We start from the raw sequence: 23038 nt of genomic DNA on the forward strand, positions 1-23038 counted from the left end.
TGGACGCTTAGCTCAGCTGGGAGAGCACCTGCCTTACAAGCAGGGGGTCACAGGTTCGATCCCTGTAGCGTCCATTGGTCGCATGGTCTAGCTGGTTAGGACGCCTGCCTGTCACGCAGGAGATCGCGGGTTCGAGCCCCGCTGTGACCGCTACAAGTTTTAAAAAAACATGTACAATTTTTAGTGTAAAGTAAGGCGCAATTCCTTACCATGTTATTTCGACTTTGAGTCGATGTATTTATATTTTTAGGGATATAGTTAAACGGTAGAATAGCGGTCTCCAAAACCGTTGATGGGGGTTCGATTCCCTCTATCCCTGCCATGGCGGTAGTGGTGAAGTGGTTAACACACTGGTTTGTGGATCCAGCATGCGAGGGTTCGATCCCCTTCTACCGCCCTAAGCTTTAGGGCTTTATCATATGCCGCTGTGGCGGAATTGGCAGACGCGCTGGACTCAAAATCCAGTGGTGGCAACACCGTGTGGGTTCGACTCCCACCGGCGGCATAGTAAAAACGACCTATTGAGGTTGTTTTTTTTTGTATTTCATGTATAATTATTATTTGTAGTACTGTGAATAAATATGATTTTTGCGAAATATTGTCCGCAATTTCTTTATATTGAAGCAAACGTTATCTGCGGAAACAGGGGCGATTGCTTTTTTTGTGCTCATAGGTTACTTTTTTAAGCTATTAAGTTTAATCTGTAATCAAACAGTAATGTAAACACGGTAAAAAATTAACGAGGTGATAAGTGTGGCAGGACATTTAGTTAAGTACGGTAAGCACCGTACTCGTCGGTCTTATGCAAGTATCAAAGAGGTCTTGGATGTACCTAATTTGATTGAAATTCAAACGGCATCATACCAATGGTTTTTAGATGATGGTATCAAAGAAATGTTTGGAGACATCATGCCAATTGATGATTTCCAAGGAACATTGTCATTGGAATATGTTGATTACCAGTTGATGGAACCCAAATATAACATTGATGAAGCGCGTGAACATGATGCTAACTACTCAGCACCATTACACGTAACTTTGCGTTTGACTAACCACGAAACTGGTGAAATCAAGTCTCAAGATGTTTTCTTTGGTGATTTTCCATTGATGACAGAACAAGGTACGTTCATTATCAATGGTGCTGAACGTGTTATTGTTTCTCAATTGGTACGTTCACCAGGCATCTATTACAATCAAGAAACAGATAAAAACGGTCGTCCACATTACGGTACAACTGTTATTCCTAACCGTGGCGCATGGTTAGAATACGAAACTGATGCAAAAAGTATTGCAAACGTTCGTATTGATCGTACACGTAAGTTACTCATGACCGAGTTAGTTCGTGCGTTGGGATTTGGATCAGATTCTGATATTATTGATATTTTTTCAGACCAGTATGACGCTTTGAACATGACTTTGGAAAAGGATGTTCACAAAGATATGTCTGATTCACGTGTTGAGGAATCTTTGAAAGACATCTATGAACGTTTGCGTCCAGGTGAACCTAAAACAGCTGATTCATCACGTGCATTGTTGGTTGCGCGTTTCTTTGATCCAAAACGTTATGACTTAGCCTCTGTTGGACGATACAAAATCAACAAAAAGTTGTCTTTGAAGACACGTTTACTAAACCAAACATTAGCAGAAACATTGGCTGATCCTGATTCAGGTGAAATTATTGCCGAAAAAGGAACATTAGTTGACAAGTCTGTAATGTCTAAATTATCACCATTTTTGGATCGTGATGATTTCAAGACAACAACTTATACACCTTCAGGTGATGCGGTTCTTGAAGAACCTGTAACATTACAAAAAATCAAAATTGAAGCGCCTGAAAATCCTGACAAGACGCTATTATTGATTGGAAATGGTCATATTGACGAACACGACCGGACAGTTCGCCCAGCCGACATTTTGGCTGGTATGAACTACTTCTTGAATTTACAAGAAGGCGTTGGATCGGTCGATGATATTGACCATCTTGGAAACCGTCGTATTCGATCAGTTGGGGAATTGCTACAAAACCAATTCCGTATTGGTTTGACACGTATGGAACGTGTTGTTCGCGAACGCATGTCAATACAAGACGCTAACACAGTTACGCCACAACAATTAATTAATATTCGTCCTGTTGTTGCTGCTGTTAAGGAATTCTTTGGTTCTTCCCAGCTGTCACAGTTTATGGATCAAACTAACCCATTAGGTGAAATGAACCATAAGCGTCGTTTGTCAGCTCTTGGACCAGGTGGTTTGACACGTGATCGTGCCGGTGTTGAAGTGCGAGATGTTCATTACACGCACTATGGCCGAATAGACCCAATTGAAACACCTGAAGGTCCCAACATTGGTTTGATTAACTCATTGGCTACTTATGGTCGTATTAACAAGTATGGTTTTGTTGAAACACCATACCGTCGTGTTGATTGGACAACCCACAAAGTTACCGACAAAATTGACTATTTGACGGCCGATGAAGAAGATAATTATATTGTTGCGCAAGCCAACTCACCACTGAATGAAGATGGTAGCTTTGTGCATAATACTGTTATGGCGCGTTTTGGTGAAGAAAACATTGAAACGCCAATTGATCGCATTGACTACATGGACGTTTCGCCTAAACAAGTTGTTTCCGTTGGAACAGCTGCGATTCCATTCTTGGAAAATGATGATTCTAACCGTGCCTTAATGGGTGCCAACATGCAACGTCAAGCCGTGCCATTGCTTGATCCACATGCACCACTTGTTGGTACAGGTATCGAATATAAGGCGGCACACGATTCCGGTGTTGCTATGATTTCACGTGCAGCAGGTGAGGTTGAATACGTTGATGGACGCCAAATTCGTGTTCGTCGTGAAGATGGACAACTTGATACGTACGAATTGATGAAGTTCCGTCGTTCGAATGGTGGTAAAAACTATAACCAAAAGCCAATTGTTCATGCTGGTGAGCACGTTGAAGCAGATGAAGTTTTGGCTGATGGTCCTTCTATGGAACAAGGTGAATTAGCCTTGGGTCAAAATCCACTGATTGCTTTCATGACTTGGCAAGGTTATAACTTCGAAGATGCTATCGTTTTGAACGAACGTTTGGTTCGTGAAGATGTTTATACATCAATTCATATTGAAGAATATGACTCAGAAGCGCGTGACACAAAACTTGGACCGGAAGAAATGACACGCGAAATTCCTAATACGGGTGAAGATCAGTTGAAGGATTTGGATGCTGATGGTATTATTCGTGTCGGCGCTGAAGTTCATGATGGTGATATTTTGGTTGGTAAAGTGACACCAAAGGGTGTGACAGAATTATCTGCTGAAGAACGCTTGCTTCATGCTATCTTCGGTGAAAAAGCACGTGAAGTGCGTGATACGTCATTACGTGTCCCTCACGGTGGCGGTGGTGTTGTTCAAAACGTACGTATTTATACACCAGAGAATGGTGATGAATTAGCACCAGGCGTTAATATGATGGTACGTGTCTACATTGCTCAGAAGCGTAAGATTCAAGTTGGTGATAAAATGGCTGGTCGTCATGGAAACAAGGGAACTGTTTCTGTGGTTGTTCCTGAGGAAGACATGCCGTACATGCCAGATGGAACACCAATTGATATTTTGCTTTCACCAATGGGTGTGCCTTCACGTATGAACATTGGACAAGTTTTGGAACTCCACTTAGGATTTGCTGCAAAACAACTTGGTATTCACGTTGCATCACCTGTCTTTGATGGTGCTAGCGATGATGAAATTGAAGCCGCATTACGTGAAGCCGGCTTGCCACAAGATGGTAAATCAGTTGTTTATGATGGCCGTACGGGTGAAGCATTTGACAAACGTGTCGGTGTTGGTGTCATGCACTATATGAAGTTAGCCCACATGGTCGACGATAAGATCCACGCGCGTTCTATTGGACCATACTCACTTGTTACGCAACAGCCTTTGGGTGGTAAAGCGCAATTTGGTGGACAGCGTTTCGGTGAAATGGAAGTTTGGGCATTGGAAGCTTATGGTGCTGCCTATACCTTGCAAGAAATCTTGACATATAAGTCGGATGATGTTGCTGGACGTGTTAAAGTTTATGAGTCAATCATCAAGGGTGAACCAATTCCACGCCCTGGTGTGCCAGAATCATTCCGTGTCTTGGTAAAAGAATTGCAAGCACTTGGTCTAGACATGCAGGTCTTAGATGGATCAGGCGATGAAGTAGAATTGCGTCAAATGGATGAAGATGCTTCAATTTTGCCGGTTGATGCACTTGAAAAATTGGCTCGTACAAATCCAGATTTGTTAAATAAAGAAGACGAAGAAGTTGCAGCAGCCTTTTCTAAGGTTGAAGCACAAGATACAGCTGCATCAGACGGCAATAATTAAGAAAGGTAACAGCAAATAGATGGCAATCGATGTTAACAAGTTCGAAAGTATGCAAATCGGTTTGGCATCACCAGATAAGATTCGTTCATGGTCTTATGGTGAAGTAAAGAAGCCAGAAACGATTAATTATCGAACACTAAAGCCTGAAAAAGACGGTTTGTTTGATGAACGCATTTTCGGACCTACAAAAGATTATGAATGTGCCTGTGGTAAATACAAGCGAATCCGATATAAAGGTATCGTCTGTGACCGTTGTGGTGTTGAAGTAACATCATCAAAAGTACGTCGCGAACGTATGGGCCACATCGAATTGGCTGCACCTGTTACACATATTTGGTATTTCAAGGGTATTCCTTCACGAATGGGGCTTGTCTTGGACATGTCTCCTCGTTCACTTGAAGAAATTATCTACTTTGCGTCATACGTTGTCATTGAACCTGGTGATGCACCAGTTGAGAAGAAGCAAATGGTGACGGAACGTGAATACCGTCAATTGAAAAAAGAATATGGTGCCGGTTTTAAAGCTGGTATGGGTGCGGAAGCAATTAAAGAATTGTTGGCTAATGTTGATTTAGCTGGCGAAGCCGATGAGTTGAAGCGTGAATTGCAAGAAGCTACTGGTCAAAAACGCGTGCGTGCTGTACGTCGTTTGGACATTGTTGAAGCGTTCTTACAATCTGATAATAAGCCTGAATGGATGGTAATGGACGTTGTGCCCGTTATCCCACCAGACTTGCGTCCAATGGTTCAATTGGAAGGTGGTCGTTTTGCGACTTCCGATTTGAATGATTTGTATCGTCGTGTGATTAATCGTAACAATCGTTTAAAGCGTTTGTTGGACTTAAATGCACCGGGTATTATTGTTCAAAACGAAAAGCGTATGTTGCAAGAAGCTGTCGATGCCTTGATTGATAATGGTCGTCGTGGTCGTCCAGTGGCTGGTCCTGGTAACCGTCCATTGAAATCACTTTCACACATGCTAAAAGGTAAGCAAGGTCGTTTCCGTCAAAACTTGCTTGGTAAGCGTGTCGATTATTCTGGTCGTTCAGTTATTGATGTTGGACCTTTCTTGAAAATGAACCAAATGGGATTGCCCGTACCAATGGCAATCGAGTTGTTCCGTCCATTTATCATGAAAGAATTAACAACACGTAAGTTGGCTGGTAACGTCAAATCTGCTAAGCGTAAGATTGATAAAGCTGATGGCGATGTGATGGATGTTTTGGAAGATGTTATTAAAGAACATCCTGTTTTGTTAAACCGCGCACCTACGTTACACCGTCTTGGAATCCAAGCTTTTGAGCCAGTGTTAGTTTCAGGTAAAGCGATGCGTTTGCATCCGTTGGTTACTGAAGCCTATAATGCCGACTTTGATGGCGATCAGATGGCGATTCACGTCCCATTGTCTGATGAAGCGCAAGCCGAAGCACGTTTGTTAATGCTTGCTGCTGGGCATATTTTGGCACCTAAAGATGGAAAGCCAATTGTTGCGCCATCACAGGATATGGTTATTGGAAACTACTATTTGACTACTGAAGAAGCCGGTCGTGAAGGCGAAGGAATGATTTTCTCTAGCGTTGATGAAGCACGAATTGCTTTTGCAAGTAAAGTGGTTCATTATCACACTCGGGTTGGTATCCAAACTTCATCATTCCCAATTGAAAAGCCATTTTCAGATGAACAACGTTCTAAAATTATGGTGACATCTGTTGGAAAACTAATTTTTAATGAGATTTTGCCGACTGATTTTCCTTATATTAACGAACCATCTGAGGATAACTTTAAGGGCGTTGATGATCGTTTCTTTATTGATGCTGGGGAAGATATTCACGATCATTTAGCTGATACACCAATAATTGGTGCTTTCAAGAAGGGTTTCTTGTCAGACATTATTGCTGAAGTCTACAAGCGCTACAAGGTGACTGAGACGTCACTATTGCTGGACCGCATGAAAGACTTGGGTTATGAAAAATCAACAGAATCTGGTTTGACAGTTGCCATGACTGACGTGACAGACTTGAAAGAAAAGCCTGCTATTCTTGAAGATGCGCATAATCAAGTTGCTACTGTAACGAAGCAATTCCGTCGAGGCTTGATTACCGATGCTGAGCGCTACCAACGAGTTACTGAAATTTGGACAAAGGCTAAAGATATCATTCAAGATAAGTTGATTGAATCATTTGAACCAACTAATCCAATTTTCATGATGCAAGACTCAGGTGCTCGTGGTAACATTTCAAACTTCGTTCAATTGGCTGGTATGCGTGGTCTGATGGCTGGACCTGGTGGTAAAATTATTGAATTGCCAGTTACAGCCAACTTCCGAGAAGGTTTGACAGTGATGGAAATGTTTATTTCGACTCACGGTGCCCGTAAGGGAATGTCAGATACAGCCTTGAAGACAGCCAACTCAGGTTACTTGACGCGTCGACTAGTCGATGTTGCGCAAGATGTTATTGTTCGTGAATTCGATAATGATTCTGATCGTGGTGTTGCAGTTAAAGCAATTATGGATGGCACGTCAGTTGTTGAACCACTTTACGACCGTATTTTGGGACGTTATGCGATGAAGTCAGTGTTTGATCCAGAAACTGGTGAAAAGATTGTTTCTCGTAACGAAATGATTGATGAAGATGTTGCCAAAGCGATTGTCAATGCCGGTATCGAAGAAGTGACAATTCGTTCTGTCTTTACGTCAACAACAGAACACGGTGTTTCAGTACTCGACTATGGTCGTAACTTAGCATCTGGTGAAGAAGTTGAAGTTGGTGAAGCCGTGGGAACCGTTGCTGCGCAATCAATTGGTGAACCAGGTACGCAATTGACAATGCGTAACTTCCACACTGGTGGTGTTGCCGGTGGTAATGATATTACGCAAGGTTTGCCTCGTGTCCAAGAAATTGTTGAAGCACGTATTCCTAAGGGACGTGCAGAAATTTCTGAAGTGACTGGTGTTGTGACTGCAATTGAAGAAAATCCAGCAGAGCGTACGAAGGCTGTCACTATTGAAGGCGAAACAGATACGCGTACGTACACCTTACCACTTACTGCGCGCATGCGTTTTGCAGAAGGTGACGACATCCAACGTGGTGATGCTATCAACGAAGGACCAATTGATCCTAAAGAATTACTAGCTGTTACAGACACATTGACGACAGAGTCATACATGCTGACAGAAATTCAAAAAGTTTATCGTTTACAAGGTATTGAAGTTTCTGATAAGCATATTGAAGTTATGATTCGTCAAATGTTGCGTAAAGTGCGTGTGATGGATCCGGGGGAAACAGACTTATTGCCAGGTACGTTGATGGATATTGCTGATTTCCAGCGTGCTAATGAACCAGCATTGTTTGAAGGTCTTGTGCCAGCTACGGCTCGTCCAGTGTTGCTTGGTATTACGAAGGCTGCTCTGGAAACAAATTCCTTCTTGTCAGCTGCGTCATTCCAAGAAACAACACGTGTCTTGACTGATGCTGCTATTCGTGGCAAAAATGATCCACTAGTTGGTTTGAAAGAAAACGTTATTATTGGAAAGATTATTCCTGCCGGAACGGGTATGGCGGAATATCGTAAGATTAAGAGTAAGGTTGTTGGTGATGTTATCGCACAACCTGAACTTGAAACTGAAGATACACCCGACATTCCAAAATTAGATGATGTCGCTAAGGCATTTGAAGATTAAATTATGATGTTGATAAAAGCCACTCATTAGAAAAATGAGTGGCTTTTTTGATTCAAAGGAAAAAATATACAGGTATATTTGCACGTTATGCCAAAAATGATGCCGATTATGCCAAATAGGTATGTGTTTTATGCTTTTTGAGGTAAACTAATTACTGTTCTGCAGAACAATGTTGGAAAAGTTATACGCAATCTATCATAATTGCGTATAATTAAATTATGCATAATTTAAACTACGAACAAATGAATGGATTGGCATTGGCTTATATTGGTGATGCAATTTATGAATTAGAAGTGCGACAGCATTTGTTAGCTATGGGTTTGACAAAGGTAAATGACCTCCAAAAAAGAAGTAAGCACTATGTGTCGGCAAAAGCTCACGCTGCAATTTTTCAACGAATGTCAGACGAACAAATCCTTTCCGAGGACGAGTTAGTCTACTTCAAACGTGGCCGAAACGCTAAATCACACACGAAAGCTAAAAATACTGATGTTGTCACGTATCGAATTTCGACGGGTATTGAAGCATTATTTGGCTATTTATATTTGTCTAATCGTCAAGAACGACTGCAAACGTTAATGGCTTGGATTTTTGACGAAATTGAGACTGGGAGAATAACAAAATGAAACGTGATGAAGCAGGTGAATTTATTTATGGTCACCATGCCAGTGTTGAAGCACTAAAAAGCAAACAAGAAATCAACAAGGTTTGGGTGCAGACTGGATTGCAAGATAAAATTCGCAATGAAGTGTTGCAACTTGCCAAAAAAAGGGGATTGGTCGTACAGCAAGCACCTAAGTCAAAGTTAGATGAATTAACTGATGGGGGGAACCATCAAGGTATTGTGCTCAGTGTTGCTGCTTTTGAGTATGCTTCAGTTGATGATTTATTTGATCAAGCTAATCAAAAAAATGAGGCGCCATTCTTCTTGATTTTAGATGGCATTGAGGATCCGCATAATTTGGGATCGATTTTAAGAACCGCCGACGCTGCTGGTGTTCACGGTATTATCATTCCTAAACGTCGCGCGGTTCAACTGACCGCGACTGTGGCCAAAACATCCACGGGTGCTATTGAACACGTGCCAGTTGCTCGTGTGACTAATTTGGCAACAGTCGTCGAATCACTAAAAAAGCGTGGGGTCTGGATATTTGGCACTGACATGTCTGGTGAAGATTATCGTCATTGGGATGCCAAAGGTGCTACTGCTTTAATCATTGGTAACGAGGGGAAAGGCATATCACCGCTTTTGAAGAAAAAGGTAGATGGCATGTTGACAATTCCAATGATTGGTCATGTTCAAAGCCTGAATGCCAGTGTTGCAGCTAGTTTATTGATATATCAAGGATATAATTCACGTCATCCGTTATAATACGCATACCAAATAAACAGAATAATACGATAATAATCATCTGATATTCTGTTCATGTATGCTGACATACGGGAGCATGATATTGACGAAAGATAGGTTGTTAGCCACAGTGATTGCAGCGCAAAAAGGACATGATTGTGCGTACAATGTGCTAATAAAACATTTAAGACCTGCTATTTTTAGCGTTCATAAGCGAAAAATAAGTGGGCATATTAAAAAAGACGATTGGTATTCTGAGGGATTAGAAATATTAATGCGTTGCGTGAAAAAATACGAAGTAAGTTGCCCACGCGCAAAATTTTCGACTTACTTTATTACCGCGCTTTCAAATCGCGCCATTGATTTGTTACGACATCATAACACCGAAAAAGCACAGTTTTGTCAACAAATGATTTGGGTCGATGATGATGAAAAACCCATAGATATTGCTACAAATACGTATAACCCAGAAGTTATTGTTGGTTTACGAGAGTCTATTAGCCAATTAAGTTTAGCAAAATCAACTTCATTCAAACGTGCAGTCTTACAAATGATAGGCGCTTTGAAATATGATATTGATAAGCATGATAAACGATGCTTTGAACAAATGCAATATCGTCTCAAAAAGATGATAGAAGCTGGTGTGAAATAACGAAAAAATCCTTGTATAGGTTGATTAAGCAACCTATACAAGGATTTTTTGATATCATAATTTTTAAGGTGTTGGGCGACCAGTAGTATCTGTGTTAGCTAACAAATACTCTTGAATTAATGAAACGACCTCAGTATTTTCTGGTAAGCTGGAATGCTGGGCATCACTACCAGAAACAGTGATTTGAGTATAAGCTTTAACATGCTTTTGAAAGATATATTTCCCAGCGATGACACTTTGCACCGGAACAATACCATCATCCGTGTAGTCTTCTGTTCCGGCGATTGAATAAACCGACAATCCTTTGGGGAGCTTTTTACTTTTGTTAATGTAGTCAGTCAACATTACCGTTCGACGAGCGAGCGTCACTTCAGAAAAATTATAAGGCGTGCCTAACGTCATGAGCGTTGTCATGTTAAAACTGTCAGAGCTATAATAGTTTTCCAAAAATCCAGTCCAAATTAAGCCACCGTTTGAATGACCAATTGCTTGAAAATTCCTAAAATGATAACGTTCTTGCAAATCTGCCATCGCCGTATTTAACCAGCGGTATTGTTTTTTGATGTTATCATAGCCATCTTGATTGTTTTGAAAACCGATGACGATAAATGGCTGTTCATCATTAGCTCTAATATGGCCTGAATAAACTAATTTCCCATCGGTGTTGACTTGCACCTTTAAAATACTGTGTGTTGATTTAGGAGTATTTAATTTATTCAGTAAATTATCAAAACGATTAATTGTGGCACTAGATCCGGGAATAAAAATAATTGGTGCCATTCGTGAGTTTTGAATTTTAGCTTGATTATTATTCGTATGGGTTACCCAATCGTGTCCAAAAAAACCAATGATAACCATGAGTACAAGACTCGATATGATAATTAGTTTATTTCTCATAGCTGACCTCGGACGTTTCTATGGCAATGAATGGTCTGTAAATGATTACGGACAGTGCAAAAATGATAGTGGTGATAAGCAAGGACCAGCTGTCGTTGCTACCCAAGAAACCAATAAGTGAACTTGGCGTCGTGTTTGGCGTTGAAAGTGTCGCTGGCTTAATGAGATGTGTCACAATGGCTGTATAACCTATCAATGTGCCAAGTAAACTTGTCATAATCATTGGAACCAGCAGTAGTGGCCTTAAAAATATCGGTAAACCAAAGTATAGGAGTTGATTACTGTTAAATAAGCTAGGAAGAAGCGACAGCATACCCAAGTGCTGCCGCTTTTTACGGACGGAAAATAACAGAATAAAGCTAATCGCTAATGTACTACCAACACCACCAAATAACGAAAATGCTGTATAAACACTATAAAGGTTAGTTGGATAAGGCAGTGTAGCATTTGTGTTTGTTAAGATTGTATCCAAATTTTTAATGACAGCATTAATGGTACTAGGATTATTAATTAATTCATGCGGTAACCCAATTCCTAGCCACCATAGTAGTGGTGCTACAATACTAACGATCACAAGACCAATAAAGGTTGTAAAAAAATTATTAGACAACAATGTACTCAACGCGGACCGAACAACGCTACGTTGAATAGCAAAATGTAATGATACATCAATTAACAAAACAAAGCCTGCCCAAATTAAAAACCTGATAGCGAAAGGTTGCGGATTGTCACGACTGATGAATTTTTGATAAAAATAGAAACTTTCACAACTGATGAAAGATAGCAATATGACTAACAAATATTGCGAAGTATCATAGGTTGGGGTTTGACCTTTACCTAAAAATAAAAAATAAGTGCCTAAAAAATTAGTGAGAGTGGGTAAAACAGTATTTGTCACTTGACGAATTGACAAATACTGTTTAGTAAAGGTAGCTGCGAGAATCATGAGAACAAATACTTCTAATAGTGACAGCATTTCTTGTAGTTGGAAAGTAGCAGGTATTCTTAATCGCCAATTAAATAATGTTACGAATAACGCATTTGGCGACAAGATGAGTTGCGAGATAAGCTGTGCGTAGACACAAATGGCTAGTAGAGGAAGTGTCTGTTGCATGGCCAGCAGAGCGGCACTAACCATCCTATTTTTGAGGACGAATCTATCTAATTTGGCAGTGATATTGATTATTTTTTTACTCATGTCGCTCCAGTATTGAAACACAATATTAACATTTTGGAACATATGTGTTATAATTAATTCCATTATGTCGTTGTGGCTGTATTTTTTTGTTACTTCGATTATACATTAATCCATTCAGATGGGGGTATTTTGAATGATAAAACAGTTTTTTCAGCGTCCAATAGTTAATTTCATTGGTCGTACGCTCTTTTATTTCATAATCATTCTGGTATTATTATACCTTTATGGTTATTCAGGTGTTGGTGAGGGACACTTTATCTATAACGAGTTTTAAATGGGGGAATTTAACATGATTAATAACGTTATTAATCAAATTGATGCAATTGCGCAAAAGACTGGTGACTTGATTGCGTATGATGAATTAGGACGCACACATACATATGCTCAACTGAAGTCAGCGTCAGATAGTCTAGCTGCTTATATTGATAGTCTTAATCTACCAACTGGGGCACCAATTATGGTTTATGGTGGACAACAATTTGAGATGCTTGCTAGCTTTTTGGGCAGTGTCAAATCAGGACATGCTTATATTCCAGTTGACAAGAGTTCTGCGGATGAGCGTCTAACCGATATATTAGAGATTGGAAAACCAGCACTTGTGATTGCAGTCGATATGTTACCGATTACGATTACGTCAGTGCCAGTTATTGATCCAAAAGAACTGAGCCACATTTTTGACGAAGAAACACCATATCAAATAACACATTCAGTTGCGGCTGACGAAAATTTCTATATCATCTTTACATCAGGTACAACGGGAAAACCCAAAGGTGTTCAGATTTCACATCGTAACTTAATTAGTTTTGCAGATTGGATGTTGGGTGATGACTTCCATTGGCCAGAAAACAGCCAAGTTTTGTCACAGCCACCTTATTCATTTGACTTATCGGTTATGGATTGGGCGCCGGCACTGTTGTCTAGCAGCACACTAAAAGCGCTGCCAAAAGAAACGGCAGATGATTTCAAAACATTATTCGCAACATTGCCAACATTGGATCTCAACATTTGGGTTTCGACGCCGTCGTTTGCTGATGTCGCTTTGCTGGATCCTAATTTTACACAAGAAAATTTACCACAGTTGACGCATTTTCTTTTCTGTGGTGAAGTGCTGACGAGTACAACTGCTCAAAAGTTACTATCACGTTTTCCAAATGCAACAGTATATAACACCTATGGTCCAACAGAAGCGACGGTAGCGGTTTCTGGTTTGCCAATTACTGAGGCGGTTATTGCTGCAAATGATAAGATGCCAATTGGCTACGTTAAGGCTGATACAACAATTAAAATTCAAGACCAAGATGGGCAAGACGTACCAGTCGGTGAAACTGGTGAAATTGTGATTTGTGGGCCATCTGTTTCAAAGGGATATCTTAATAATCCTGAAAAAACAGCACAAGCTTTCACACAAATTGATGGTCAGCAGGCTTATAAAACCGGCGATTTGGCAACAATGGATGCCTCAGGATTGTTGCATTATCGTGGTCGCAGTGACTTTCAAATAAAGTTGCACGGCTTCAGAATTGAACTAGAAGAAGTTGCACAACAGTTGCAACAAAGTCACTTTGTTGCGCAAGCGGCTGCAGTGCCGCGCTATGATGCCGAGGGCAAAGTGAAACAATTGTTGGCTGTCATTGTTGCCGTTGACAACTCATTTGAAAAACCCATGCAATTAACTACTGCCATTAAAGACGAATTGAAAGAAATCATGATGCCTTACATGGTACCTAGTCGTTTTATCTATCGAGAGGCGATGCCGCTAACACCTAACGGTAAAATTGATTTAAAGGGATTGATTGCCGAGGTGAATGGGGATGCTTAATTTACAACCTTATGCTGATCCAAAGTATTTTATTATTTTGTTATTAGCATTACTACCTTTAGCCATCGGCTTGTACTTTGGTAAGCGTTTTGCTTGGTATGAAGTACTAGTTTCAGTTGTGTTTATCTTTTTGATGTTTGATGGTCATAAATATCATGAAGGTTTTGCTTTAATTGGTTATATGATCTGGCAATGGCTATTGGTCTGGGCTTACACGATATATCGTAAAAAAGCCAACAATAGCTGGGTATTTTATGGCACAACAGTCTTGGCGATTGTACCACTGGCACTCGTAAAAATTGCTCCTGCTGCACATTGGACACATGTTACGACGTTGCTAGGGTTTATGGGAATCTCATATCTAACATTCCGATCGGTTGCTATGATTATGGAAACGCGTGATGGGACTATTAAGGAATTTAATCCTTGGCTATTCCTACGTTTCATGCTTTTCATGCCAACAATCTCATCTGGACCAATCGACCGATATTGTCGCTTTGTGAAAGATATCAATAGTGTACCTGCGCGAGAAAAATACATAGACATGCTTAGCAAAGCAGTTCACTTTTTCTTCCTAGGATTTTTGTACAAGTTTGTTTTATCCTACATTTTTGGTACGCTGCTTCTACCAAGAGTTGAACACATGGCAATGCTATCGGCGCATGCAAATGGTGGATGGTCTTGGTGGTTAATTGGTGTTATGTATGCGTATGGATTGGATTTGTTCTTCGACTTTGCTGGTTACTCGCTGTTTGCAGTTGCAACTGGTTATGTCATGGGCATTGAAGTACCGATGAACTTTAATTTACCATTCTTGTCAAAAAACTTGAAAGAATTTTGGAATCGTTGGCATATGACATTGTCATTTTGGTTCCGTGATTTTGTCTTCATGAGACTAGTCTTCATGATGATGAAGAACAAATGGTTTAAGAGCAGAGTGACGACTTCCAATGTTGCTTATATTGCCAATATGTTGATAATGGGGTTTTGGCACGGACTAACTTGGTATTACATCGCCTATGGTTTATTCCATGGGGTAGGCCTAGTAGTCAACGATGCATGGCTGCGTTACAAAAAAAAGCACCATGTGCCGCATAATAAGTTTACAGAAGCGTTTGCCATTGTTTTGACGTTCCACGTCGTGATGTTGAGTTTCTTACTCTTTAGTGGTTTCTTGGACACTTTGTGGTTCCATCAACACCATTAATCTTGAGTAACATAAAATAATTTACAGGAGAAATAACATGGATGTAAAAGCAGAAGTTGTAGAAATTTTAAACACTATTATTGGTGAAGATATTTCAGATCAAATGGATGATGATTTTTTTGAAAGCGGGTTGTTAGACTCAATGGCAACTGTTGAATTGTTACTTGATTTGGAAACTAAGTTTGATATTCAAGCGCCAGTTTCAGAATTTGATCGTAATGATTGGAACACGCCTAATAAGGTGATTGCTAAAGTAGAATCTTTGATGGGTTAATACGATGAATAAAAAGCGGGGGCTGTGGTGGATTTTTGGTCCGGTAATTTTGGCATTTGTCATGGTTACTGTGCTGTTATTAGTACCATTTTCATTAAGTCAAATCTCAAATAAAGATATTCAAGAGGCATCAGTTTCGTTCTCGAAAAATGTGTTTAAGGGTGAAACTGTCAAAATGCATGCATTTAATGATCCAAATACACATTATGTGCCATTCTTTGGGTCAAGTGAATTATTGCGCCTAGATACCATGCATCCCAGCATGTTAGCAGAGAAATATGACCGGAATTATCGACCATTTTTACTTGGGCAAGCAGGAACAGAGTCATTAACGCATTATTTGGGGATGCAGGAAATGACACCGGCATTGCATAAAAAGCAGGCGGTCTTTGTGATCTCCCAGCAATGGTTCACTAAGCGCAATACAAAATGGGCATTTCCGGAATTTTACTCACCTTTACAAACGGTCAATTGGTTGCGTAATATTACTAAAATAACACCCACTGATCGGTTTATTGCGCGGCGATTATTGCAACAAAAGCAAGTGAGCGATAGTGATTTTTATGCCCACCTGATCACTAAAATTAAGAATAATCAACCACTTTCAGAAACTGATCAGAATATGTTGATAATTCGCAATCGTATGTTAGTTCGTGAAGATCAATTGTTCTCTAATATAACGTTGACCAATAACTGGAACAAAAAAGTTAAGCCATCGTTAAAAAGATTGCCAAATGCTGATAATCAAAGCCTTTTGATTAAACAGGCGGATAAGCTTGCTAAAAAGCAAACAGATAATAATCCATTTGGTATTAAAAATAGTTTCTTTAAACAGCGTGTTAAGCCAAGATTGAAGCGTTTAGCGCAATCTCAGACAAATTTTGATTACCGTCAGTCAGAAGAATATGGTGATTTTCAAGCAGTTTTGCAAGAGTTCGCTAAAGAACACACAGATGTCTTGTTCATTATTCAGCCTGTGAATCAAAAATGGTCAAAATATACTGGATTAAATACTAAAATGTACTATCAGAGTGTTAACAAAGTTAAAAAGCAATTAAAGTCGCAAGGCTTTAACCACATTGCTGACTTTTCACACGATGGTGGGAAAAAATATTTCATGCAGGATACCATTCATATGGGCTGGCGTGGTTGGCTTGCAACCGATCAGGCACTCAAACCTTTCTTTGACAAAGGCTATCAAGCACCTAAATACAAGATAAACAATAATTATTTATCGAAAAAATGGCAAAATCTGATGCCAACGACTAATAACTTGGCTAATTTTAAATAAAACAGGAACGCAAAAGGTTAAGCGAGACAAATTAATGTTGTCATTGCTTGACCTTTTGCTACAATAGAGACATGATAATAGGAATTGGAAACGATACGGAATCAATTAGTCGCGTGAGACAAATTGTGGACCGACAATCAAACTTCATGCTGTCGATATTGACGCCAGCAGAGCAAGAAGCGGCTAAGCTGCGAAATGGCAAACATTTTTCTGAATTTGTTGCAGGCAGGTTTTCGGCTAAAGAGGCTTTTTCAAAAGCAACTGGTTATGGTATTGGTGAAAAAGTCCATTGGCAAGACATTGAAATCCTAAATGAGATTAATGGACGGCCAGTTATGATTGTTAAAAATTTTCCCTACCATACTTATGTTGCAATAACGCATAGTGGTGATCAAGTTAACACAATCGTTATTATTGAGCGCTTGACAATTTGGGAAAAAATAAGTGCAAAATTATTGCCAAAAAGAGGTGTTTTATCATGACAAATGATGAAATTTTAAATTTGAGGCCCACATGGCTTGAGATTGATTTGAAGGCCATACAAGAAAATGCGAAAAAAGTGATGAATCACGCGGGGGCAAAACGTTTAATAGCGGTGGTAAAAGCTAATGCATACGGGCATGGTGTGCACGCTGTTGCACAAGCACTATTAGATATTGGTGTAACGGATTTCGCCGTTGCAACAGTGGGGGAAGGTGTTGCCTTACGTGAACAATTCCCACAAGAGAATGTAACCATCACTTTACTAGGCGTTCAAGATGTTAAGCAGACACCAATAATGGTGACATATCGACTAGCACCTGCTGTCGGGACGATTGCGTGGTTAGAAGAAGCTATTACGCAAATTAAGCAAGGTCAACAGTTACCTGTTCAACTAGCAGTTGATACTGGTATGGGGAGAATGGGTGCACATTCTGCAGCGTCAGTTAAATCGCTCTATGATATGATTCAATCTTCTGAACAGCTCGTTTTGTCAGGGGTATTCACGCATTTTGCAACCGCAGACGACAATAATGTGGCTTACTACAAAAAACAAGTGGAAAACTTTTATCACTGGGTAGAGGCTGCTAATATTCCCGAGACCTATTGGCACTTGGCTAATTCGGGTTCAGCAATTTGGCATCACAATGAAATTGATACCAATACAATTCGCGTTGGATCAGTGTTATACGGATACAATCCCGGAACACCTGAATTGACAATGCCTTTTAAGTTGTCACCTGTGCTCTCGCTAAAATCAAAAATCGGTTCGGTACACTGCTTAGAAACTGGCGAATCTGTAAGCTATGGCGCAACATATACAGCAGAAAAACCACAATGGGTGGCTACGCTACCAATTGGTTATGCCGATGGCTATTTACGCCGCATGTCAGGAATGAAAGTATTAGTTGACGGGCATATTGAACATGTGATTGGACGTGTCACAATGGATCAAATTGTGATAACATTAGATAAAATGTATCCTGTCGGTACAGTAGTTACATTGATTGGTCAAGATGGTGATCAGCAAATTACGGTAGAAGATGTTGCAAATTATGCAAATTCTATTCCACATGAGATTTTAACAACGTTAGGGTTAAGATTGCCTAGACAATACTAATAAAACAAAGCGCCAAATGGCGTGTACATATTAAAGCGAGAATATTATGACAATAGAGCAACAAACAGTAATGCGAGGCGATGTTTTTTACGCCGATCTCAAACAGGGACTTGGATCTGAACAATCTGGTGTTCGACCGGTTTTGATTATTCAAAATGATGTTGGTAATGCAAATTCACCAACAACAATTATAGCGGCGATTACATCACAGATTACTAAGCCAAAGTTACCGACGCATGTTTTACTCCCTGCACATTTGGGTGGAATGAAAAAAGATTCAGTCATACTAGCGGAACAAGTTAGGACAATTGACAAACGACGACTACGAGACAAAATCGCTCATATTCAGGCTAACTCTAAGGAAATGCAACAGGTTGCCCACGCTCTGAGAATTAGTGTTGGATTGAAATAAAAAAACCGATTTTATCGGTTTTGAGGTTGATTTAAATCTGATATCGACGTTTTGAATAAAATATCAGCGCGGTGTAAAAGCTGCGGTACTGGTAAAAGAACGTCTGCTGTTAGCCAGTCGACCATTAGTTTAATTAACATTTGGCTTAGAATGTTGGCAACAAATTTTTGTTCGGTAGTGTGGCAATTTTTAAATGGTAGCCAATCACGACGGAGACGTGCAAGGAAATCATCAAATAATTCAAAATCTAGGCCACCCGCGTTTTGATAGGCAGCAGTGATTGCTTCACGATAACGAATTAAGACGTTGAGCACAATTTTTGTTTGTTTATGATTAGTGACGTCAAGTGTATGACCAACCGGATCACAAGTTTGCTGAGTTAAATCATACAAAATTTCAGATAAAATCTTATCTTCTAGCCGGACAAGGAGAACTTGCGTAGGCGTATCAAAGTATTTGTAAAATGTTTTACGATTGATGTTGGCACGTCTAGAAATTTCGGCAACTGTGATTTTTGATATTGGGACTTCGCGAAGTATGTCAATAACAGTTTCAAGAATTTTGTCTTGAGTTGCTTCACGACTTGCATTTTTCGACATTGTATTCTATCTCCTGAGACACCATTAATCATATTATATGAGTTATTTTTTCATTTAAAATGGACACATTATCAGATTGTGTCCAGCTTTTAAAACGATAAATACCTTATTTTTGGTGTATATTCACTTATATAGGAGTTTGAACACAACGGAAAATATTGGAATTATGGTAAAATGACATATTATGTCATTTAACTTCCTTTTAACTTTGAATTCGTACAATGGTGACATAAAACAGGTACAATGGAGATATGAAAATGTCTAAAGCAATCAAAATATTATTAATTGAAGATGATGTCAATTTGGCTGATAATGTTGTCGGCTTTTTGCAGGATTTTGCTGATGTTCACGCGGTTACAGATGGATTGGATGGTGAATTCGAGGCACAAGAAGTGCCGTACGATCTTATTATTTCTGATTTAATGTTACCTGGTGAAAATGGTCTTGAGGTCATTAAAAACCTAAGGCACCACAACATTGAAACACCAGTTCTTATTTTGACAGCCAAAAGTTCGTTGGATGATAAGATAGAAGGTTTTAACGTTGGTGCTGACGATTATTTGACCAAGCCTTTCCACCGTGAGGAATTACTAGTCAGAGTGAAAGCTTTGTTGCGTCGATCAGGTGTTTACTCTGAAGATAATACAATTACAGTTGGTGACGTGCTAATTAATTTGGAAAATCGGGGTGTTCAGGTTCATGGGCAACAAGTTAAATTGGTTGGTAAAGAATTTGATATACTAACTTATTTAGCCCAAAACAAAAACATCATCGTGACGCGTGATCAAATATTTGATCGCGTTTGGGGTATTGACTCTGATACCACAATCAATGTTGTTAATATTTATTTGAATAATTTACGTCGTAAACTAGAGGCAGTTGGTCAAAATGACTTAATTAAAACGCTGCGAAATATTGGATTTATTTTAGAGGTAAGCGATGCCTAGTATTATTAACAAAAAGCAGCAAGTCCGCGGATTTATTTGGCTCCTCGCCAGCTTTTTTGTTATCTTTTCAATTTTGGCCGGTGTTATTTTTCTATCGTATACACGAACGGTTTTTCAAAGTGCTGATAATGCAATTAACCAGAGTATCAATATGTACGACGGTCAAGGTTTGTTATCTACATCTGAAAATGATGTTAAAAAATCACAACCTATTGAAAATTCCAATACACGAGCTAATATATGGCTGTTTGATAAAAAGGGTAAGTTGATTATTGATGATACAACCACTGACCCGCAGCAAATGGTTTTGCCGAAATTTCTGCAAAAAACTGTTAAATTTAAATCATCACTGATGGTGGATAAAGCTGAGACGCGTAAAATCGCTGGTAACTATTATCGTGTGGTTGGTGTTAAGTTCAAAAAAAATGCGGTGAAAATTTATGGTACAACCGCCGCTAATGGTTTAATCATGGTAAATGTGACGGATACGATGATTAATTTGGCTCACTTCAAAAAAGTTCTGTTTTGGTCCTTTGGATTGTTTGGCTTACTAGCAGTGTTGGTTTCCTATATTATTTCACGTTTCAATATGCGACCGATATTGAAATCTTGGCAGCAACAACAAGATTTTGTCAATAATGCGGCACATGAGTTGCGGACACCAATGGCGGTCATACAAGGTAAGCTGGAAAACATGCTGATGAAGCCTGAGGCAACTGTGCGAGATCAATCAAATGCCATTATTTTGTCACTGTCAGAAGTTCGTCGATTGACATCATTAACCAATAATATGTTAACATTGGCAAAATCAGGTTCAAATATGACGAAAATTGAGAAAAAGCCAACGAATGTGTCGGAATTTCTCAGCAATATCATTGCACCCTACGAAGAAATGGCGCAGTTTGATGGTAAAACGGTTACTTTGGATGTTGATGTCGGTCAAGATGTTTTGATTGATCAAAAACGAATTCATCAATTGTTGGTATTGCTGCTTGATAACGCATTAAAGTATTCAGATGAAGGGGCAACGGTTGCTGTCACGGCCGGTATCGAAAAAAAAAAAATTCATATTAAGTGTTGCTGATACAGGTCGTGGCATCAGTGATGAAGCCAAGAAGCATGTTTTCGATCGCTTTTATCGTGAAGATAAAACTGGTAATCGTGAAACAGGTGGCACTGGTTTAGGCTTATCCATTGCCGAATGGGTTGTGCAGGCTCATGGTGGTAAAATAACAGTGTTGGATAATATCCCACAAGGTACTATTTTTAGGATTGCTTTACCACTTTAATCTATAATTTATGTTGATTAAATATGATAAACGTAACAAATATGTTCACTGACAATTTTTTGAGCGACAGGGAACCAAAATGGAGGAAAAAATATGAAAAAATATTCTCTTTTTGTCGTTGCAATCGTTTCAGCATTAGTCGCCAGTTTGACGGTATATTCAGGTATGCAATCAAACTCATGGTTTCAACAAACAACCAAACAGTCAAAAACTTCGAATTCAGCCGGAACTACAACGGTGGCGACTACCGCTTACACAAGTAGTGATACGGCAACGACAGCTTACAATAAGGTGAAAAATGCTGTTGTTACGGTGCAAAACTTGCAAAAAGCAGCAACGCTTAGTGATGGGTGGTCATCATTCTTTAATCAAGAAGAACAAAGCAGTAGTTCAGAGCTTGAAACAGCTTCTGAAGGATCTGGTGTTGTTTATAAGATTGCTGATGGGTATGCCTACATTATTACAAACAATCACGTTGTTGCTGATTCGGATAAATTGCAGTTAATTACGGCTAGTGGGAAAAAAGTTGAAGCAACTATTGTCGGCACTGATACAACAAAAGATTTAGCGTTGTTAAAGGCCAAAGCGACTGACATCAAAGTATCCGCATCATTTGGTAATTCTAAATCACTACTAGCAGGGCAACAAGTATTAGCGATTGGGTCACCTTTAGGATCGGATTATGCTACTTCATTAACTAGTGGCATCGTCTCAGCACCACGTCGAGAACTTACAGCAGAAGAAACAGGTTCATCTGCTACGACGGCAATTCAAACCGATACGGCTATTAACCCTGGTAACTCTGGGGGACCGTTAATTAATCTGAAAGGACAGGTTATCGGCATTACTTCCTCAAAAATTGTTTCATCGACTGATGGTACAAGTGTTGAAGGAATGGGATTTGCTATTCCTGCTGATATTGTTCAGTCCTTTATTACTAAAACAGAAAAGTAAAAACCACTGTCAAACTTAATTGAACCTGATAACTTGGTGACAATAAATTGTCCGAGTTATCAGGTTCAATTCAAAACGAGACAGTGGTTTTTATATTGTACTTTGATACCAATCCAGTACTTGTTTTGGCGTTAAGCGTTCACCATGACCGACACGAGAAATTTCTTTTCCATTTTCAAATAAAACAAAAGATGGGATGCCTCGCATATTATGACTCGTAGCAAAGTCAATGTTATCATCACGGTCTGCATCAATCCAATCTGCAGTAGTTGTAACCGTATCTTTGATATTTTGAACAAAGGGTTTAATTGCTTTGCAATCACCACACCAGTCGGCCGATAAGAATAAGATGTGGCGACCGGATTGTGCGATAGTTTGATTGAGTTCTTCATCTGTGTGATGTAATTGTTCGTACATGTTGTTATCCTTATATTATTATTCGTAGGTAGCTCCTACATGCTCTGAGTATAAAATTTATACTTAGATGGATGATGCGCC

At 39.5% G+C, this 23038-nt stretch carries 19 protein-coding genes, 5 tRNA genes and 1 pseudogene; 21 read left to right on the top strand and 4 right to left on the bottom strand.

The window, feature by feature from the left end; genetic code table 11:
* The first annotated feature begins 1 nt into the window (after position 1).
* The 10 genes from IEU71_RS07420 to IEU71_RS07465 all read left to right on the top strand — a co-directional run bounded on the left by IEU71_RS07420 (position 2) and on the right by IEU71_RS07465 (position 10053).
* Positions 2-74 (top strand) — tRNA-Val (locus tag IEU71_RS07420).
* Positions 75-76: 2 nt separating this feature from the next.
* Positions 77-150 (top strand) — tRNA-Asp (locus tag IEU71_RS07425).
* 98 nt (positions 151-248) lie between these two features.
* Positions 249-322, top strand: a tRNA-Trp gene (locus IEU71_RS07430).
* Between the two features lie 2 nt (positions 323-324).
* Positions 325-397 (top strand) — tRNA-His (locus IEU71_RS07435).
* Between the two features lie 24 nt (positions 398-421).
* Positions 422-505: transfer RNA gene (locus tag IEU71_RS07440), tRNA-Leu, on the top strand.
* A gap of 248 nt (positions 506-753) precedes the next feature.
* Entirely contained in the window at positions 754-4368 is a 3615-nt protein-coding gene (gene rpoB / locus IEU71_RS07445; RefSeq protein ID WP_004909964.1) for a DNA-directed RNA polymerase subunit beta, read from the top strand.
* A gap of 19 nt (positions 4369-4387) precedes the next feature.
* Positions 4388-8050: a DNA-directed RNA polymerase subunit beta' gene (gene rpoC, locus IEU71_RS07450; RefSeq protein ID WP_004909960.1), complete on the top strand. Its 3663-nt coding sequence runs from the start codon at positions 4388-4390 to the stop codon at positions 8048-8050.
* Positions 8051-8268: 218 nt separating this feature from the next.
* On the top strand, positions 8269-8676 hold the full coding sequence (locus IEU71_RS07455) for a Mini-ribonuclease 3 (RefSeq protein WP_004909956.1): 408 nt from the start codon (positions 8269-8271) through the stop codon (positions 8674-8676).
* Positions 8673-9422, top strand: a complete 750-nt coding sequence (gene rlmB, locus IEU71_RS07460) for a 23S rRNA (guanosine(2251)-2'-O)-methyltransferase RlmB (protein WP_004909954.1) — start codon at positions 8673-8675, stop codon at positions 9420-9422. Before IEU71_RS07455 ends, rlmB begins: the two co-directional genes overlap by 4 nt.
* An 82-nt stretch (positions 9423-9504) precedes the next feature.
* A complete protein-coding gene (locus tag IEU71_RS07465) occupies positions 9505-10053 on the top strand; it encodes a sigma-70 family RNA polymerase sigma factor (RefSeq protein WP_004909953.1) in 549 nt (182 codons plus the stop codon).
* A gap of 63 nt (positions 10054-10116) precedes the next feature.
* Here the strand turns inward: IEU71_RS07465 and IEU71_RS07470 are convergent, their stop codons facing one another.
* Both IEU71_RS07470 and IEU71_RS07475 read right to left on the bottom strand, forming a co-directional pair.
* The gene (locus IEU71_RS07470) at positions 10117-10950 is read right to left on the bottom strand and encodes an alpha/beta hydrolase (RefSeq protein WP_036066167.1); all 834 of its coding nucleotides are present in this window, start codon (positions 10948-10950) and stop codon (positions 10117-10119) included.
* The gene (locus tag IEU71_RS07475) at positions 10940-12148 is read right to left on the bottom strand and encodes a PTS transporter subunit EIIC (protein ID WP_004909947.1); all 1209 of its coding nucleotides are present in this window, start codon (positions 12146-12148) and stop codon (positions 10940-10942) included. Before IEU71_RS07475 ends, IEU71_RS07470 begins: the two co-directional genes overlap by 11 nt.
* A gap of 133 nt (positions 12149-12281) precedes the next feature.
* Between IEU71_RS07475 and IEU71_RS07480 the strand changes: the two genes are divergently transcribed.
* From IEU71_RS07480 to IEU71_RS07515, 8 genes are all read left to right on the top strand, one after another.
* Positions 12282-12422: a teichoic acid D-Ala incorporation-associated protein DltX gene (locus IEU71_RS07480; protein WP_031940993.1), complete on the top strand. Its 141-nt coding sequence runs from the start codon at positions 12282-12284 to the stop codon at positions 12420-12422.
* Positions 12423-12437: 15 nt separating this feature from the next.
* Positions 12438-13967, top strand: coding sequence for a D-alanine--poly(phosphoribitol) ligase subunit DltA (gene dltA / locus IEU71_RS07485; protein ID WP_004909945.1), 1530 nt, complete (start codon positions 12438-12440; stop codon positions 13965-13967).
* On the top strand, positions 13960-15174 hold the full coding sequence (dltB, locus tag IEU71_RS07490; protein ID WP_004909942.1) for a D-alanyl-lipoteichoic acid biosynthesis protein DltB: 1215 nt from the start codon (positions 13960-13962) through the stop codon (positions 15172-15174). The genes dltA and dltB overlap by 8 nt, the downstream gene beginning before the upstream one ends.
* Positions 15175-15211: 37 nt before the next feature.
* Entirely contained in the window at positions 15212-15448 is a 237-nt protein-coding gene (dltC, locus tag IEU71_RS07495; protein ID WP_004909939.1) for a D-alanine--poly(phosphoribitol) ligase subunit DltC, read from the top strand.
* Between the two features lie 4 nt (positions 15449-15452).
* Entirely contained in the window at positions 15453-16739 is a 1287-nt protein-coding gene (dltD, locus tag IEU71_RS07500; protein ID WP_004909937.1) for a D-alanyl-lipoteichoic acid biosynthesis protein DltD, read from the top strand.
* Between the two features lie 71 nt (positions 16740-16810).
* Positions 16811-17221 carry a holo-ACP synthase gene (gene acpS, locus IEU71_RS07505; protein WP_036066164.1) on the top strand — a complete coding sequence of 137 codons (411 nt, stop codon included), beginning with the start codon at positions 16811-16813 and terminating at the stop codon, positions 17219-17221.
* Entirely contained in the window at positions 17218-18339 is a 1122-nt protein-coding gene (gene alr / locus IEU71_RS07510) for an alanine racemase (RefSeq protein WP_004909931.1), read from the top strand. The genes acpS and alr overlap by 4 nt, the downstream gene beginning before the upstream one ends.
* A gap of 46 nt (positions 18340-18385) precedes the next feature.
* Positions 18386-18751 carry a type II toxin-antitoxin system PemK/MazF family toxin gene (locus IEU71_RS07515; protein WP_004909928.1) on the top strand — a complete coding sequence of 122 codons (366 nt, stop codon included), beginning with the start codon at positions 18386-18388 and terminating at the stop codon, positions 18749-18751.
* Positions 18752-18762: 11 nt separating this feature from the next.
* Here the strand turns inward: IEU71_RS07515 and IEU71_RS07520 are convergent, their stop codons facing one another.
* Entirely contained in the window at positions 18763-19350 is a 588-nt protein-coding gene (locus IEU71_RS07520; RefSeq protein ID WP_004909926.1) for a TetR/AcrR family transcriptional regulator, read from the bottom strand.
* A 257-nt stretch (positions 19351-19607) separates the two neighbouring features.
* Here IEU71_RS07520 and IEU71_RS07525 point away from each other — a divergent pair, with 257 nt between their 5' ends.
* The 3 genes and pseudogenes from IEU71_RS07525 to IEU71_RS07535 all read left to right on the top strand — a co-directional run bounded on the left by IEU71_RS07525 (position 19608) and on the right by IEU71_RS07535 (position 22540).
* The gene (locus tag IEU71_RS07525; protein ID WP_004909924.1) at positions 19608-20297 is read left to right on the top strand and encodes a response regulator transcription factor; all 690 of its coding nucleotides are present in this window, start codon (positions 19608-19610) and stop codon (positions 20295-20297) included.
* Positions 20290-21586 (top strand): annotated as a pseudogene (locus IEU71_RS07530) (sensor histidine kinase). The gene IEU71_RS07525 and the pseudogene IEU71_RS07530 overlap by 8 nt, the downstream one beginning before the upstream one ends.
* A 93-nt stretch (positions 21587-21679) precedes the next feature.
* The gene (locus tag IEU71_RS07535) at positions 21680-22540 is read left to right on the top strand and encodes a S1C family serine protease (RefSeq protein WP_004909918.1); all 861 of its coding nucleotides are present in this window, start codon (positions 21680-21682) and stop codon (positions 22538-22540) included.
* A 90-nt stretch (positions 22541-22630) separates the two neighbouring features.
* On the opposite strand, the gene IEU71_RS07540 is transcribed toward IEU71_RS07535, so the two are convergent.
* Positions 22631-22957, bottom strand: coding sequence for a thioredoxin family protein (locus IEU71_RS07540; protein WP_004909917.1), 327 nt, complete (start codon positions 22955-22957; stop codon positions 22631-22633).
* Between the last annotated feature and the right edge of the window lie 81 nt (positions 22958-23038).

This window comes from Leuconostoc falkenbergense (genome assembly GCF_014634805.1).
Taxonomy (GTDB): Bacteria; Bacillota; Bacilli; order Lactobacillales; family Lactobacillaceae; genus Leuconostoc; species Leuconostoc falkenbergense.